The 15,491-nt window shown below is 42.0% G+C and carries 15 protein-coding genes; 11 read left to right on the forward strand and 4 right to left on the reverse strand.

The features are described from left to right. Positions 1-33 precede the first annotated feature (33 nt). Both K245_RS0101565 and K245_RS0101570 read right to left on the reverse strand, forming a co-directional pair. Positions 34-2,079 carry a response regulator gene (locus K245_RS0101565; protein WP_051283767.1) on the reverse strand — a complete coding sequence of 682 codons (2,046 nt, stop codon included), beginning with the start codon at positions 2,077-2,079 and terminating at the stop codon, positions 34-36. Between the two features lie 2 nt (positions 2,080-2,081). Then, the gene (locus K245_RS0101570; RefSeq protein ID WP_198013799.1) at positions 2,082-2,924 is read right to left on the reverse strand and encodes an endonuclease/exonuclease/phosphatase family protein; all 843 of its coding nucleotides are present in this window, start codon (positions 2,922-2,924) and stop codon (positions 2,082-2,084) included. 203 nt (positions 2,925-3,127) lie between these two features. Between K245_RS0101570 and K245_RS26160 the strand changes: the two genes are divergently transcribed. The 5 genes from K245_RS26160 (at position 3,128) to typA (ending at position 7,501) form a co-directional block, all read left to right on the forward strand. Continuing rightward, positions 3,128-3,871: an acyl-[acyl-carrier-protein] thioesterase gene (locus tag K245_RS26160; protein WP_198013800.1), complete on the forward strand. Its 744-nt coding sequence runs from the start codon at positions 3,128-3,130 to the stop codon at positions 3,869-3,871. Between the two features lie 184 nt (positions 3,872-4,055). Then, complete coding sequence (locus K245_RS0101580; protein WP_027357903.1) at positions 4,056-4,415, forward strand: hypothetical protein; 360 nt, start codon at positions 4,056-4,058, stop codon at positions 4,413-4,415. Positions 4,416-4,862: 447 nt separating this feature from the next. Next, positions 4,863-5,441: a hypothetical protein gene (locus K245_RS0101585; protein WP_027357904.1), complete on the forward strand. Its 579-nt coding sequence runs from the start codon at positions 4,863-4,865 to the stop codon at positions 5,439-5,441. A gap of 33 nt (positions 5,442-5,474) precedes the next feature. Then, positions 5,475-5,669 carry a DUF6485 family protein gene (locus K245_RS28230; protein WP_232223785.1) on the forward strand — a complete coding sequence of 65 codons (195 nt, stop codon included), beginning with the start codon at positions 5,475-5,477 and terminating at the stop codon, positions 5,667-5,669. Positions 5,670-5,680: 11 nt separating this feature from the next. Continuing rightward, complete coding sequence (gene typA / locus K245_RS0101595; protein ID WP_035276304.1) at positions 5,681-7,501, forward strand: translational GTPase TypA; 1,821 nt, start codon at positions 5,681-5,683, stop codon at positions 7,499-7,501. 96 nt (positions 7,502-7,597) lie between these two features. Here the strand turns inward: typA and K245_RS0101600 are convergent, their stop codons facing one another. Beyond that, positions 7,598-7,807: an alkylphosphonate utilization protein gene (locus tag K245_RS0101600; protein WP_027357907.1), complete on the reverse strand. Its 210-nt coding sequence runs from the start codon at positions 7,805-7,807 to the stop codon at positions 7,598-7,600. Between the two features lie 107 nt (positions 7,808-7,914). After that, the gene (gene dapA, locus K245_RS0101605) at positions 7,915-8,964 is read right to left on the reverse strand and encodes a 4-hydroxy-tetrahydrodipicolinate synthase (protein WP_027357908.1); all 1,050 of its coding nucleotides are present in this window, start codon (positions 8,962-8,964) and stop codon (positions 7,915-7,917) included. Positions 8,965-9,229: 265 nt separating this feature from the next. Between dapA and K245_RS0101610 the strand changes: the two genes are divergently transcribed. From K245_RS0101610 to K245_RS0101635, 6 genes are all read left to right on the forward strand, one after another. Then, positions 9,230-9,862, forward strand: a complete 633-nt coding sequence (locus K245_RS0101610; RefSeq protein WP_035276305.1) for a tetratricopeptide repeat protein — start codon at positions 9,230-9,232, stop codon at positions 9,860-9,862. A gap of 2 nt (positions 9,863-9,864) precedes the next feature. Then, complete coding sequence (locus K245_RS26165) at positions 9,865-10,995, forward strand: hypothetical protein (protein WP_051283768.1); 1,131 nt, start codon at positions 9,865-9,867, stop codon at positions 10,993-10,995. Positions 10,996-11,264: 269 nt separating this feature from the next. Further along, positions 11,265-12,590, forward strand: coding sequence for a dissimilatory-type sulfite reductase subunit alpha (gene dsrA / locus K245_RS0101620; protein ID WP_027357910.1), 1,326 nt, complete (start codon positions 11,265-11,267; stop codon positions 12,588-12,590). A gap of 19 nt (positions 12,591-12,609) precedes the next feature. Beyond that, complete coding sequence (gene dsrB / locus K245_RS0101625; protein ID WP_027357911.1) at positions 12,610-13,758, forward strand: dissimilatory-type sulfite reductase subunit beta; 1,149 nt, start codon at positions 12,610-12,612, stop codon at positions 13,756-13,758. 82 nt (positions 13,759-13,840) lie between these two features. Continuing rightward, positions 13,841-14,083, forward strand: coding sequence for a dissimilatory sulfite reductase D family protein (locus K245_RS0101630; protein WP_027357912.1), 243 nt, complete (start codon positions 13,841-13,843; stop codon positions 14,081-14,083). A 14-nt stretch (positions 14,084-14,097) separates the two neighbouring features. Further along, entirely contained in the window at positions 14,098-15,489 is a 1,392-nt protein-coding gene (locus K245_RS0101635; RefSeq protein ID WP_027357913.1) for a cobyrinate a,c-diamide synthase, read from the forward strand. Positions 15,490-15,491: the final 2 nt, after the last annotated feature.

Raw genomic sequence — 15,491 nt, forward strand, 5'->3', positions numbered from 1 at the left:
TTTGAAAATGTCAGTCGTAACATTCTGGTCTGATTAGATTTTATTTGTTAAAGCCATAATGGCCAATAAAAGATCATTCGGCTTAATCGGTTTAGACACATAATCATCCATTCCGCATTCAAGACATTTGTCCCTGTCGCCTTTCATTGCATGTGCTGTCATTGCTATAATATGAATCTCCGGATTTCTGATTCCTGAAGTTCCTGACCTGATCATCTCTGTTGCTTCAAAGCCGTCCATTTCAGGCATCTGTACATCCATAAGAACTATGTCGTAGTCGTAAATTTTTAAAGCCTCTAATGCCTGAAGGCCATTTTCCACGGCATCTACATGATAACCTGCTTTTTCTATAATTTTGATCACCAGTTTCCTGTTAACCGGATTATCTTCAGCAAGAAGAATGCGGATTTTTTTTTCTTTTTTTGATTCCGAAAGTGAGTGAATAGTAATCAGCTCGTCGCAAGAATCCTTTTTTCCGGAATGACAGGATTCTTTCTTGCCGAAAAGGGTCATTAGGCAATCTATAAACTGGGATTGCCTTATAGGCTTTGTAAGATAAGCGGAAAAGCCGGCATCTTTGGCAAGCTTTGCGTCCCCCCTGAAACCACGAACAGTGAGCATTATCATCAAAGTGTCTTTAAGGTCATTGTCTGAAGTGATGAATTTTGCTAGATCCTCTCCCTTCATATCTTCCAGGGAATGATTTATTATGGCGAGATGAAAAGGTTTATTAAGGGATTTTGATTCCCTCAAGATATAAAGAGATTCTTTCGCATTTTCAGCCTGATCAAAAAAGCATCCTATTGATTCAAGATAATCCCTTATTGCTTCTCTGCTGTTTGCATTTGGATCAATGATAAGTATTCGCTTGCTGTGAAGATTTACAGCAGGCAGGTTTGAAGGTATTTCGGGAGAACTCTTTGATTGTGATGACAGGAATATCTTAAACCAGAAGCATGACCCATTACCAGGTTCTGAAGTAATGCCAATGTCTCCGTTCATAAGATTGACTATTTTTTTGGATATGGCAAGACCGAGGCCAGTGCCACCGTATTTTCTTGTTGTCGAAAGTTCAACTTGGGAAAATGATTGAAAGAGTCTGTCAATTTTTTCAGCCGGAATACCTATTCCTGTATCTGAAACAGAGAAAAGCAGAAGGCTCTCATCATTTTCAGAATTAAATTCAAGCTGCTCAACCTTTATTGAGACTCTTCCGATTTCTGTGAATTTAATGGCATTACCGACAAGATTTACAAGTATTTGTCTTAATCTGCCAGGATCTCCTTTTACTAATCTTGGAACATCATTCGTAATTATGGATGTAAGTTCTATTTTTTTCTCAGACGCCTTCGGGGTCATCAGTTCCGTGACATCCTCTATGGTTCTGTGAAGATCAAAATTGATATTTTCAAGATCAAGTTTGCCTGCTTCAATTTTGGAAAAATCAAGGATGTCGTTTATTATGGTAAGAAGGGCGTCTGAACTGTGCTGGATAGTTTTGAGATAGTCATTTTGTTCAGGGTCAAGATGGGTATCCATGAGAAGGTATGTCATTCCCATGATTCCGTTCATTGGTGTTCTGATTTCGTGACTCATGTTGGCAAGAAATTCGCTTTTTGCGGTGTTGGCGGCACTTGCCTCAAGCGCCAGCTTTTCGGCCTTGATTTTTTCCTCTTTGAGAAAAGAGTTTGCTGCTTCTATTTCAGTAGAATCATGGATCATAATGAAAACATGACTTATGTGGCCATTTTCATCGCGTAAAGGTCCCATGGTGCAGCTTTGCTGCATTTCTTTAAAATTCCCCTTATAAGTATTAACAGCCTTAAAAGGAAAGCATGTTTGTCTGCTTTTTTGGGAAAAAAATGAAAAATTTCCGAAAGTCACGACAGATTTGAAATTTCTGTTAAACCAAGGATTATCCAGCTCGGGAAAAACTTCAAAAAAATGCTTACCAATCATTTCCTCTGAAGAAATACGACCATGAATTTCAACCCATCTATTAATATTATTAATGATGAAAGATTTTTCTATGATGATTATTCCTAAATTAATCATGTCAAAAATCTGATCAAGAAGCATGTCTATTTCCTTAAAAGTTTTATATCGCATACAACTGCAAGGTGATCTGAAAATTGTTCATCTAAGGCTTTGTAAGTGGAAAATTCGAGTTGATTTGAAATCAGAACCCAGTCTATCCTTTTGTTTGTAAATGGAAACGATGAAAGATTTTTGTCATCTGGTTTGTATGACCGTAAGTTTAAAACAGAACATATTTTTTTTACAGAAGAATCACTGCTACTCCATGTGCTGTTGAAGTCTCCCATTGCAATGACCGGGCGTTTTGCCCTTTTTTCCATGAAAGTCCTTATTTCTTCAATCTGTGAGTTCCGTTTTGATTCAGAAATAAAATCCAGATGGAGAATAATAACATCTACGATAATTTCTGTTCCCGGCCATTTGAATGATCCGACAGAAAAACCTTTTGGCGGAGCAAACAGGCTTGGTGTAAAAGTCACGTACGCGGCATCTTGAATATTCCATCGTGATGCCATGGCTGTGCCATATGAAAGATAGGGAGCAGTAATATGATATCCGTGAAAAAATGAATACATACCGGATTGTTCAGCTATCTGCTTTATGTGGTCTTTATGCCCGCTCCAGAACGAAGGGCCGTCTGCTTCCTGAAATCCTGCAATATCCGGCTGGACTTGCTTAAGAGCATGAGAAATAGTATTAATATTTTTATCAATCTGATTCTTGGAAACAAACAACTGATTAAAATTCACTCCCCTGCCGTGTGCTAAATTTAGAGTCATAATCTTGATTGACTCTATTGAATCAGTATATCCCCCGGCATCAATATTTTCAGGTATTTTTATGATTTCTGGACTTGCATTAGGAGATCCTGCAATCATATATGGCATAATGCCTGCGATGATAACCAGAATAAATAGTAAAGAGCCAAGTTTGTATAAAAGAGGTTTTTTCCATGACCGCATCTGTATAAAAGCCTTTGTTGATTCTCATGAATATTAAAAATTCTTATATATAAATATGTTTACTAATACAGCTATAAATGTCAAATCCATATATTGAAGATTTCAAACCAGCTGAATGGAGAATGGCGATGAATCCAGTATTTGAAAAGCAGTATGAAGTTGGTTTTAATGAAGCAGACTATGATGGAATGCTCAGGCCGGTAAGCATCCTTGACTGGTTTCAAAACACGGCAAGCAGCCAGTCTTATGCCTTGGGTATACCTGTTACGGATCTTATTGCGCGCGGACTTACATGGGTCGTTTCTCGATACAGAATCTCCATATTTAAAAGATCAAGATGGAGAGACCCTGTAAAAGTCAGAACATGGAGACGTCCACAGTTGCAAGATCTATCTGCGCCAAGAGAGTTTGAAATAATAGCAGCAGACGGCAGTGTGCTTGTCCAGGCAACGGGCTATTTCAATCTCATCGAAATTAAGACAAAAAAAATTATTTCTCCTATTGAATCAATACCTAATTACCCCGTCCTTGATAAGATTCTTTATGACTATGAAGCCCAGTTAATTGGGAACGTTGCGGAGCCTGATATTGTAAAAATATTTGATGTCAGGCGAAGTGATCTTGATATGAACAAGCATGTCAATAATGTAAATTATGTTTCCTGGGCAATTGAATCAGTGTCTGATTATGTATGGGAAAATTTCTGGGTGTCTGAGATAGAGGTTTATTTTAAAAAATCCGCTGTTTACCCGGACTCTGTAAATGTGAAAACAAAAAAAGTCAGTAATGACTCTAAACCTGAGTTCCTTCACTGCATCAAAAGGGAAGGAGTTGATCTTGCATTTGTGAAAACAGTCTGGACAAAAAGATAGTTTTCGTTGCTCCGTTAAACGTGATGGCGTCGCAAAAACTCAAAAAAGGGCAACGGCGTCATGCCGGACTTGATCCGGCATTTTTGTATTTTCAGATACTTCTGACTTCCGGCCTGCGCCGGAAATTGGACTTTTTTGAGACCTTGTCAAACGTAAGTAAAAAATAACTTGTTTCTGGTGTTCCATGAATATTTCAAAATGCCCTAAATGTGGAAATCCCACAGATTTATCTGTGGACTCCTGCCGTTCATGCGGAATAATTTTTTCAAGATACTACGCCAGCAGAATAACCGGTGTAAAAATAAGCAGTGAAATAAAGGGCAATCAAGGAAGAACAAGGCTTGTCGTTGATATTCTTTTGGGAATATTTGGCCTCTCCATGATATTCAGCGGTTTTGTGGTTATTTTTGTTTCTTGCTTTGGACATGATAATTCAGCTGTTCCTGGAGGTACTCCATGTCTGGTTCTCGGGGCCATGTCTTTCATTACAGGAATTATTTCTGCATTATTATCGGCATACGGCATTGCAAGATCAATAAGATAATTAGGAAATTAGCGGCAAAGCAGCAGCAAGAAAAAATCCAAATGATCAGATGTTTGTAGTTATTCACGAAAAGGTATGTTTTACAAGAGCGTTTTTTTGATGTAATAACAGCGCATAGCCTTATATTTAGTCTCGCCGTATAAGTTTATTCCGTTTAGACGTTAAGATGATATCCGAACGCCATGATTGACGTTGAAGCTATACGCATATCCGCGCAAGTTTGGCCATTTGAAAGCGGAGTGATCGATGGAGCCCCAAAGACCGTCTCTTTGGCGTGCCGGTTATCAAATAACAAGTATTTGGTGCAGATCTGATTATTTTTGCCATTATTATTGTCAGGCTTAGCGTTAAAAGCCTTTCTTTGTATCGGTAATGGTTATTTTATAGGTCGCACTCTCTGGTTGGACATCATCTTCAGGAATTATAAGACAAAAAATGGAGAGAGAAATGCTTAAAAGAGTTCTGCTTCTGAAAATGTTTGCTGTTTCTGTTCTGTTCTTTTATGGTTGCGCGTCTATAATAACTATTGCCGGACCAGTTGAGACTAAAAAGGAAGATGGTTCCTTGTTTGTCGGGAGACAGGAAGGGTTTACTTATAATGTTGAAAAGCACGAAGGACGCTTTGTTGTCTATAAGCTGCCACTGTGTAAGGAAATGAAAGAAGTTGTAATGTTGACCAGGAAAAAGCCTCGCGGCGTATTTTTTGGGATACTTGAAATACCACTTTTCGGACTCGGTGTTGCAGATATGGTTACTGCAGGGCTGATTTCAAAAAACAGTGAAGTAAGAACCATTTATGAAAGCAAGGAAACAGGAAAAAATGTCCCGTGCGGAACCAAGATTCCAGCTCCAGGGGAAAAACTTGTTGTTGATATTCCTGAACTGAAGATTTCAAAGACTGTGGTTACTGATGATAATGGAATAATAAATCTGGAGGAGTATTTAAAAGGAGGCAACGAAGATCTTATGGTCAAGCTTTGCCTCCAGGCAGACAAATCGTGTTATTGGGATTTTGTTCACGAATAGGTGTTTTAGATGGAGAGCATGCTTATGGATTGCATGAAGCAAAAAAACCTCGCAAACTGTACATGTTCATATGAGTCCTGCAGTAAAAAAGGAATATGTTGCGAATGTGTTTCATATCATCTTAATAAGAGGCAGGTGCCGGGCTGTTTTTTTTCAGAGTCGGCAGAAAAAACATATGACAGATCGTTTGAGCATTTTGCAAGGCTCGTGACGGAAAAGAAAATTTAGAAATAGTAGGTATGATGAGATCAGAAAATTCGATAAGAAATATTGCAATTATCGCCCATGTTGACCATGGAAAGACAACACTTGTGGATTCCATGTTTCAGCAGAGTGGAATATTCAGGGCCGGACAGCAGGTAAATGAAAGAATAATGGACAGCATGGATCTCGAAAGGGAAAAAGGCATTACCATTGCTGCAAAAAATTGTTCAGTTATCTGGAACGACCTGAAGATAAATATAATCGACACTCCAGGCCATGCCGACTTTGGCGGAGAAGTTGAAAGAGCGCTTTCCATGGCTGATGGTGCAGTTCTTCTTGTCGATGCATCCGAAGGGCCTCTGCCACAGACAAGGTTCGTTCTCAAGAAAACCCTTGAGGCCGGTCTGAAGGTGATTGTTGTCATTAACAAGATAGATCGTAAAGATGCACGGCCAGACGAAGTTCTGGATGAAATATATGATCTATTTATAGATCTGGGCGCAAGCGACGAGCAGATTGATTTTCCGTTTATGTATGCAATTGGAAGAGACGGCGTTGCTATGAAGGAAATTGATGATGAACGTATATCACTCGACCCCCTTTTTGAGCTCATAGCAAGAATAATCCCTCCTCCTTTTACTGACCTGGATGCTCCTTTCAGAATGCTGGTTTCGGATCTCGGATATTCCGATTACATGGGAAGACTCGCCATCGGCAAGATTCACAGTGGTCGCGTACGTCCAAATGATAGCCTCATCTGTTTCACAGAATCAGGCAGCACCGTACCTGCAAAGATTTCATCCATACAGGCATATGGAGGACTTAGTCTTGTTCCTGCCGATGTAGCTGTGTCCGGAGACATCATTGTTCTTTCAGGAATTGAAAATATAAAAATAGGAGACACGATTGCGGCAAAAGATGCAACTGCCGCTCTTCCAAGAATAACAATAGACGAGCCTACTGTTTCAATGAAGTTCACGACCAATGATTCTCCTCTGGTCGGACAGGAAGGGAAGTGGGTTCAGTCAAGCAGGCTAATTGAAAGACTTCGTAAGGAAACACTCAGAAATGTTGCCATTGCCGTTGATGAAACAGATGAAAAAGACACCTTCATCGTTAAGGGCAGGGGCGAATTCCAGATGGCCATTCTCATCGAAACCATGAGACGCGAAGGTTTCGAGCTTTGCGTTGGCAGGCCCGAAGTTATTATCAAGCATGACGGAGATGTCAAGACCGAGCCAATTGAGCATCTTTACGTTGACTGTGCCGAAGAATTCATGGGCGTTGTTACAGAAAAACTGTCCATAAAAAAAGGCAGAATGATGAATATGGTCAACAACGGCAAGGGACGTGTCAGAATGGAGTTTTCCGTGCCATCCAGAGCAATAATCGGATACAGGGACGAGTTCCTTACAGACACAAAGGGAACCGGGATAATGAACTCCATTCTATCCGGATATGAGCCATATAGAGGCGATTTCCCGACAAGATTCACAGGCTCCATTGTTTGTGACAGACTGGGAAAGGCCGTCGCTTATGGTCTTTTTCACCTCGAACCAAGGGGGCAGCTGTTTGTTCAGCCTGGCGACAGTGTATATGAAGGCATGATCATAGGCGAACATAACAGGCCGCAGGATCTTGATGTTAACGCCTGCAAGGAGAAAAAGCTTTCCAATGTCAGGGCGTCTGGCAAGGATGACAATATTCTTCTTTCTCCTGTAAAACCAATGACACTTGAAAAGGCGATAAACTTCATTCGAGATGATGAAATGGTTGAGGTTACTCCAAAGTCAATAAGGCTCAGGAAAACCGCTCTCGGATTCCATGCGAGGAAGAACTTCAAACCTTCGGCATGATAAGTGTTCGGGCTTAAAAATAATAAAAAAACCGCATGAAACGTTGAATCTGTTTCATGCGGTTTTTTGTTAAGAGGCTTCAGACTTCTCAGATCATTACATTTTTTTCAGGAAACAGGTCTTGAGGACTATGGTGCTTTTTCCTTCACGGCATTCAACTTCATCATCCTTAGATGTCAGTCGTATGTTCTTGTATGAAGTTCCGCGCTTTAAAGTAATGGATGATCCCTTTACCTTCAAATCCTTTATTACCTGGACAGAATCTCCGTCATTCAGCTCATTGCCGTTGCTGTCTTTTACCGCCATGGCACCACCTTTCCTTTCTCTGTTTTAGCTGCATGCGCCTATTAATATAAAGAATAGTGCATATTTTAAAGAAGGCGGTTAAATTGCCTCCTTTTTGATTTGTGAAATCAATATTCCTGATAAATGAGCGCTTTTATTATAGAGTCATCATTGAGTCTTGCTGAAATATCAGTATTAAAGAATTCAGCAACTGGTTTCAGGACAGCAGGATTCTCGGTCTGAACCTTTTTGGCGATGTTGATCAGTTTGTCTATTCCCTGTTTTGTCATTTTTCCTAGAGGCTGCCTGCATGGGCCTGATGGCATGCCAAGGATATTCATCAGTGTCTTCAGCCCAAGCGGATTTCTTGCCCTGCATGTGACTTCTCCGAATGGTGTATTTTCTTTGGTCACTACAGTAACAATGTCAAAAAGAGGCATTACGGAATTCATTATCTTTTCAGCCTCATTTTTTGCAGTATCCGTTCCTTCTGCAAGAAGTTCCGTCATTCTTGTTATCGGCCCGGGGACAATATTTGATGCGACTGAAATTATGCCAGAGGCTTTTATCTGCGGATCTGTCATCATTTCGAAGGTAAGTCCGTCATCTCCTGAGAAAATCAGGAAATCATCTCCGCAGCATTTTCTTGTTTTTCTCATATTATCGAGATTGCCGGTGGCTTCCTTAACAACCTTGACATTGGGGCAGTTTCTGTAAGCGATTGCGAGGTCTTCAGGAAACATCTGGGCGCCGGTTCTGCCCGGGATGACATAGGGTATGATGGTCAGGGACGGAAATGCCTTTGCAACAGGTTCTATATATTCCCTGCGGATTTCAAGACTGCTCGGGCCATTATAATACGGATCCACAAGAAGGATTGAATCAACTCCGGCGTGCATTGCATGCATGGCTGCCTCAATGGATTCCTTTGTATTGTTGCTTCCCGCTCCTGCTATGCATGCACATTTGTTTTTTGTTTTTTTGGCTGTTATTTCAACGGTCTTATTATGTTCATCCCAGGTAAGGGTACAGCTCTCGCCCGTTGTTCCGACAGCGAGAATTCCTGTAATTCCGCTTTTGATCTGAAAGTCGATGAGTCTTTCAAGTCCTTCATAGTCCACGGCTTCACCGTTTGAGGTGAAAGGCGTCGCCAGTGCCGTATAGCATCCTGCACGCATAGATTTCCTCCAAGTTTAGAATCTGACTCATAGAGTCATTTTTCTGATAGTCATAAGACCTTAATAATCCAGCCCTAAACATCAAGCTGTATTATAATTTACAAACAAAATCAAACCCAGGATTCAAAAAACACTTTAACCTGCATCAAAAGCGCAATAATTAAACTGTTTCATGTTTTTCTGGCGCTGGTACCTAATATGTGTTAAGCACATCATTTCGTTTATAAAGTAGTGTTAATATTTAATATATGAAAGGAAAAAGAATATGGCCCTTGCAAACAATGCAGAAGAATTTATAGCAAGGCAAAGGGTTGCTTTGGCCTCAAATCCGGAATGCGGATCAACCCATTACAATCTGGGCGTCGCTCTGATGGGCTTGAAAAGATACGAAGAGGCAGAAACAGAATTCAATGAGGCAATAGCTTGTAGCCCGAATCTTGCGGAAGCTTATGTGCAGCTTGGATCAATATTTCTCCAGAGGGGAGATGTGGAAAGCTGTCTTTACTGGAATCAGAGATCAGTAAAAGCAAGAGCGGGTTTCGCTCCAGGATATGGAAATATCGGTTTTCTCCAGCTTCAGCAGGGAAATGTGGAGGAAGCTGTCAAAGCTCTTCAAAAAGCCATTGTCTTTAACTCCAAATTCATCCAGGCATTTGTTACGCTCTCAACTGCCTATCTTATGCTTGGGCTTGTTGATGAAAGCATAGAGGCAAGCAGGCAGGCCCTGGAAATAGAACCGGATTTTCCGATTGCTTTCAATAATCTTGCTGTTGCTTACCTTGAGAAAGGTGATGTCTCCGCTGCTGATGAAAATGCAAAAAAAGCCCTGTCTCTAGGTTATGAGGTTGCCCCTCAGCTGCTAAAAGACATTGAAAACGCTCTTGCGGCAAAGGCATAGTCATGTTGTCAAATGCCCCTTCTTTCAGTTTTTTTGTTTCAGGCCTGGACGAAGAGGTTGGAAATAAAAGCCCTGTATGGCAGGAACCCCTACCATCAGGGCTATCGACCGAAGAATTGCGAAAAGCCGGATATCCGACATACGGAGATTATTTTCTGGCTGTTTCCGGTTTTATCCTTTCTGATAAATATTCATGCATTGATTCGTCATCCCCTGAAAAAATAGAAAAAATAAGTATACATATTGAAAAGCACGGTGCTTATTATCATCCGGGAAGGATTCATGTTTGTTACATAAACGGGGAATCAAGAAATTTTGTGGTTAATTTTGCCATAAATGAATTTGCAAGGAAGACCGCAAAAAACGAGTTTGAAATATTGAGCAATCTCAGAAAAAGTGAAGGCGGAACATATATCCCTGTGGTTTACGGCTTCAAAGAATCAGAAACTGATTCTGGCTCAATGCTTGCAATGTTTACAGGAGATTGGCTGGACGGTTTTCATGAATTTCATTTTTCAGGAAACAGCAAAAGCGTTGTTGTATGGGATCCTGAAGCCCATTTTTTTCTGACGGATGATCAGGCCCGTGAAGCATACAGAATAGCGGCAGAAATTCTTACTAAATTCTATAACCCTTTTAACTACAAGCAAATATATCCTTGGCACCATGCAGCCGGCGATTTCATAATAAGATGCGGAAAAGACGGGCTTGTTGATATCAGGCTGATAACTGTTCGGCAGTATGAGTCGCTTTTTAATTTTGATGAAGATGATAGTATTGAAAACACCATAATCGGCCTCATTTATTTTTTTCTGAATATGTCCATTCGCATGAGAATAGACAGACTGGACGGAATAGGTGAATACGTCTGGGCAGATGATTTTGTTCTTGAAAGCACCGTGAAGGGATTTCTGGATTCAGCAGCGCTCATGGACATTGCCGGAATGACAGGAGCGGAAGCTTTTGAAATGGGTATCAAGGGTTTTTCGGAAGAGGTTTTTTTTGAAATGGCGGATGAAATGGTTTCCATGTATAATCCCGCCTCACCTGAAATCAGTGTTATTCGGGAGAATCTCGAGAACCACTCAAAAACGGCCCATCGACTTTTTTCAGGCCACTTCAACACAATATAGACTTTTACCTGTTTTTTTTGACTCAACATAAAGTGGAAATGCTCATTCCATGCAGGCTACAAGCCCTTTAAGGGCCTGTAAGAATAAAGCTTTTCTATTGACAACCATGGGTATACGTCCTATAGGTCATCTCTGATTAAGCAGATAATGGCGGTAATAGCCGTCTTTAGATAGGAATGGAGTTAACTTGACGAGGTTCCTAACCTGAAAAGAGGCGTAGTTCTCTTTGAGTGTCAGGATTTTAATTTTATCACTATGGAGGAAAGACAATGAAGTTCAAACACGCGACCCCGTTGTTGGACCAGCTGGAGTCCGGGCCATGGCCAAGCTTTGTTTCGGATATGAAGCTGGAAGCGGAATTCCGTGCGAAAAATGAGCAGGGAATTGATTTCCAGATCCCAAGCGACACTGTTGAAGATCTGCTTGGTATTCTCGAACTGTCCTATAAACATGGACGTACCCACTGGAAACATGGTGGAATCGTAGGCGTATTTGGTTACGGCGGTGGTGTTATCGGCCGTTACTGTGACCAGCCTGAAAATTTCCCTGGCGTACAGGCGTTCCATACTGTCCGTGTTAACCAGCCTTCAGGTAAATACTACACCACCGATTATCTTCGCAAGCTCATGGATATCTGGCAGCTCCGCGGCTCAGGTATCACAAACATGCATGGAGCAACCGGTGACATTATTTTCCTTGGCACCACAACTCCTCAGCTTGAAGAAATTTTCTACGAGCTTACACACAACGTAAATCAGGACCTTGGTGGTTCAGGTTCCAACCTGAGAACCCCTGCTGACTGTCTTGGTTCTTCACGTTGCGAATATGCATGTTATGATACCAACGCACTCTGCTATTTCCTTACCCAGACATACCAGGATGAGCTTCACAGACCAGCGTTCCCATACAAGTTCAAGTTCAAGATGGACGGATGCCCTAACTGCTGCGTCGCTTCAATAGCTCGTTCTGACATGGCCTTTGTTGGTACATGGAAAGATGAAATCCGTATAGATCAGGAAGCTGTTCAGGCTTATATCGGCGGCGAAATTCCTGCAAATGGCGGCGCATTCAAAGGCAGCCGTGATTGGGGTCCTTTCGACATTCAGAAAGAAGTTATTGATCTTTGCCCAACCGAATGTATGTGGATGGAAGGCAAAACCCTTAAGATTGACAATAAAGAATGTACACGCTGCATGCACTGCATCAACGCAATGCCTCGCGCTCTCAGAGTTGGTAAGGATACCGGCCTTTCAATTCTTGTTGGTGCAAAGGCTCCAATCGTTGACGGCGCTCAGATGGGTACACTTCTTGCTCCTTTTGTTGAAGTTAAACCTGAAGAAGATTACTCGGCAGTTACCGAAGTTATCGAAAATATCTGGAACTGGTGGATGGAAGAAGGCAAGAACCGTGAACGTCTTGGCGAGCTTATAATCCGTCAGGGCTTCCAGAAGGCTCTCGAAGTGTGCAATATCACTCCACAGCCTTGCCATGTCGAATACCCACGTACCAACCCGTACATCTTCTGGAAAGAAGAAGAAGTACCTGGCGGCTGGGTGAATGACATTGAAGAATACAGAAAACATCACCTGAGATAACATAAGGAGGGAAGTAGTCATGGCATTCATTTCTTCAGGATTTAATCCGGATAAGCCTTTGGAGAACCGCATCACTGACATCGGTCCAAGGGATTTCAACGAATTTTACCCTCCAGTTATTGCAAGAAACAAGGGTAAATGGCTTTATCATGAAATCATTGAGCCAGGCGTTCTGGTTCATGTTTCTGAAACAGGCGAAGAAGTATATACAGTTCGTGTTGGTGCTGCGCGCCTTATGAGCGGTACCCTCATTCGTGAAATATGCGATATAGCTGACAAGCATTGTGATGGCCACCTTCGTTTCACCACAAGAAACAACATAGAGTTCATGGTTGATTCCAAGGACAAGGTTGCTCCTCTTAAGGCTGATCTTGCAAGCCGCAAGTTTCCTGGCGGATCTTTCAAGTTCCCAATCGGTGGGACTGGCTGCGGCGTTACCAACATAGTTCATACCCAGGGCTGGCTCCACTGCCATACTCCTGCGTCTGACGCATCTGGTACCGTTAAGGCAACAATGGACGTTCTTTTCAAGGACTTCCAGGATATGAGACTTCCTGCACAGCTTCGTGTTTCTATGGCTTGCTGCCTTAACATGTGCGGTGCTGTTCATTGTTCTGATATCGCTATCCTTGGCTATCATCGTAAGCCGCCAAAGATGGACCATGAGTATCTTGACAAGCTTTGTGAAATTCCTTTGGCGATTGCTGCATGTCCAACAGCAGCCATCAAGCCTAAGAAGATCACCCTTGATAGCGGTGCCATTGTTAACTCGATAGATGTTAACCAGGACAGATGTATGTACTGCGGTAACTGCTACACCATGTGTCCTTCTCTTCCGCTTGCGGATACCGAAGGTGACGGTATAGTTCTTATGGCTGGTGGTAAGGTTTCTAACCGTATCTCAGCTCCTAAGTTCTCCAAGGTTGTTGTTGCTTTCATTGAAAACGACATGCCTCGCTGGCCAAAAATGACCCAGACCATATCACGTATGGTTGAAGCATATGCAAGCGGCGCACGTAAGTATGAGCGTTTCGGTGACTGGGCAGAGCGTATTGGCTGGGAGCGTTTCTTCGAAAAATGCGAAATCGAATTTACTCACCATCTGATTGACGATTTCCGTGATCACGCTTACCACACCTGGCGTCAAACCACACAGTTCAAGTTCTAATTTGACTGTGTTTAAAGATTAATAAGGCCGGGGAGCGTTTTTTCGCCCCCCGGCTCATCTTGTTTATATAAGGAGCAAGATTATGGCAGTTCCAGAAAACGCAAAAGAACTCATCATTGAAGGTCTTACAAAGAAGACAAAGACCAAGTCGAAGTTTTATCTTAAGGATTTCAATGAATTTCTTCCTGGATGCAACCCACGCGAAGTTAAGAATGTAGTTAACTCTCTTGTTGCTGATGGAACCCTTGAATACTGGTCAAGCGGAAGCTCTACTATGATCGGTCTCAAGGGCATGGGCAAGCAGGCGGCTACTGAAAACGAATAGTATTAATTAGAAAAATGATTCAGTCCGATGTGTTCCCAAGATTTGTTATCTCCGCACTCAGAGGCGGCTCCGGAAAGACTATTGTATCGATCGGACTGATAGCAGCTCTCAAAGAGTCAGGAAAGATAATTGCGCCCTTCAAAAAAGGGCCTGACTATATTGACGCGGGCTGGCTGGCCCTCGCGGCCGGCCGGCCCTGTCACAATCTGGACACCTTTCTGATTACCCCTGATAACGTCAAAAAATCCTTTTTATCCAAAGCACTACATTCAGATATTTCTGTTATTGAAGGAAACCGCGGTCTTTTTGATGGAATAGACATGTCTGGAAATACAAGCACTGCCGAAATTGCAAAGCTGCTCGACGCTCCTGTAATACTCTGTCTTGACTGCACAAAAACCACAAGAACCATGGCTGCCGTCGTATGCGGATGCAAGGCTTTTGAGCCTGATATAAGAATAGCGGGTATAGTTCTTAACAGGGTTGCAGGACCAAGGCACGAGGGTATTCTCACCAAAACCATAGAGCATCATAGCGGAATTCCAATAGTTGGAGCTATTCCAAAGCTCAGCAGCGATGATTTTCCGGAAAGGCATATGGGGCTTATTCCCACCCATGAGCATCAGGGCGCCATGGAATCGATTAACGCTGCAAAGCGGGCTGCAACCAAATATATTAATTTAGAAAAAATTCTGGATATTGCAAACTCAGCTCCCTCAATGCAAACTCAATATGAGCAGCTTGCTGACCTGACATCATCAGCTGAAATAAGGATAGGAGTTCTCAGGGATTCTGCATTTCAGTTTTATTATCCTGATAATATTGATTGTTTTACATCAAGAGGGGCCGAGATTATCTATATAAGCCCCTTAAAAGATAAAGAGCTTCCGGAAATTGATGCTCTGTATATTGGCGGAGGTTTTCCTGAAACCCATGCTAAAGAGCTTTCAGATAATGCTTCGTTCAGGGAATCGCTTAAGAACAAGATAGAAGAAGGACTGCCTGTATACGCTGAATGCGGTGGCCTCATGTTTCTTGGAAGAACCATAGAAACAGATTCAAAAAAGCATGAGATGTCAGGTATTTTCCCCCTTGATTTTACAATATCCAAAAAACCCCAGGGCCATGGATATGTGATTGCAAGTCCTGATCAGCCAAATATCTGGTTTGATGAGGGTGTTGAAGTAAAAGGGCATGAATTCAGGTATTCAAAGGTTGAATATTGCGGATGCAGCGACAAGGATATGATTTACAGAATGAAGAGGGGCGTTGGCATAATAAACGGCCGGGATGGCCTCTCTTATAAAAATACCCTTGCTTCTTATATGCATATCCACGCTCTTGGTGCGAGCCAGTGGATAGAATCAATGTTAAGAAACGCAAAAACTTACAAACAATCAAAATAAAA

The organism is Desulforegula conservatrix Mb1Pa (genome assembly GCF_000426225.1).
In the GTDB taxonomy this organism is placed as follows: Bacteria; Desulfobacterota; Desulfobacteria; order Desulfobacterales; family Desulforegulaceae; genus Desulforegula; species Desulforegula conservatrix.

What these genes read in the sequence shown, in the direction of transcription:
- K245_RS0101600 (WP_027357907.1), bottom strand. Translation starts at nt 7,807, where the DNA reads ATGGCGGTAAAAGACAGCAACGGCAATGAGCTGAATGACGGAGATTCT.
- K245_RS0101610 (WP_035276305.1), top strand. Translation starts at nt 9,230, where the DNA reads ATGGCCCTTGCAAACAATGCAGAAGAATTTATAGCAAGGCAAAGGGTT.
- K245_RS28230 (WP_232223785.1), top strand. Translation starts at nt 5,475, where the DNA reads ATGAAGCAAAAAAACCTCGCAAACTGTACATGTTCATATGAGTCCTGC.
- K245_RS26165 (WP_051283768.1), top strand. Translation starts at nt 9,865, where the DNA reads ATGTTGTCAAATGCCCCTTCTTTCAGTTTTTTTGTTTCAGGCCTGGAC.
- K245_RS0101585 (WP_027357904.1), top strand. Translation starts at nt 4,863, where the DNA reads ATGCTTAAAAGAGTTCTGCTTCTGAAAATGTTTGCTGTTTCTGTTCTG.
- dsrA (WP_027357910.1), top strand. Translation starts at nt 11,265, where the DNA reads ATGAAGTTCAAACACGCGACCCCGTTGTTGGACCAGCTGGAGTCCGGG.
- dapA (WP_027357908.1), bottom strand. Translation starts at nt 8,964, where the DNA reads ATGCGTGCAGGATGCTATACGGCACTGGCGACGCCTTTCACCTCAAAC.
- K245_RS0101565 (WP_051283767.1), bottom strand. Translation starts at nt 2,079, where the DNA reads ATGCTTCTTGATCAGATTTTTGACATGATTAATTTAGGAATAATCATC.
- K245_RS0101635 (WP_027357913.1), top strand. Translation starts at nt 14,098, where the DNA reads ATGATTCAGTCCGATGTGTTCCCAAGATTTGTTATCTCCGCACTCAGA.
- K245_RS0101570 (WP_198013799.1), bottom strand. Translation starts at nt 2,924, where the DNA reads ATGCCATATATGATTGCAGGATCTCCTAATGCAAGTCCAGAAATCATA.
- K245_RS26160 (WP_198013800.1), top strand. Translation starts at nt 3,128, where the DNA reads ATGAATCCAGTATTTGAAAAGCAGTATGAAGTTGGTTTTAATGAAGCA.
- K245_RS0101630 (WP_027357912.1), top strand. Translation starts at nt 13,841, where the DNA reads ATGGCAGTTCCAGAAAACGCAAAAGAACTCATCATTGAAGGTCTTACA.
- typA (WP_035276304.1), top strand. Translation starts at nt 5,681, where the DNA reads ATGATGAGATCAGAAAATTCGATAAGAAATATTGCAATTATCGCCCAT.
- dsrB (WP_027357911.1), top strand. Translation starts at nt 12,610, where the DNA reads ATGGCATTCATTTCTTCAGGATTTAATCCGGATAAGCCTTTGGAGAAC.
- K245_RS0101580 (WP_027357903.1), top strand. Translation starts at nt 4,056, where the DNA reads ATGAATATTTCAAAATGCCCTAAATGTGGAAATCCCACAGATTTATCT.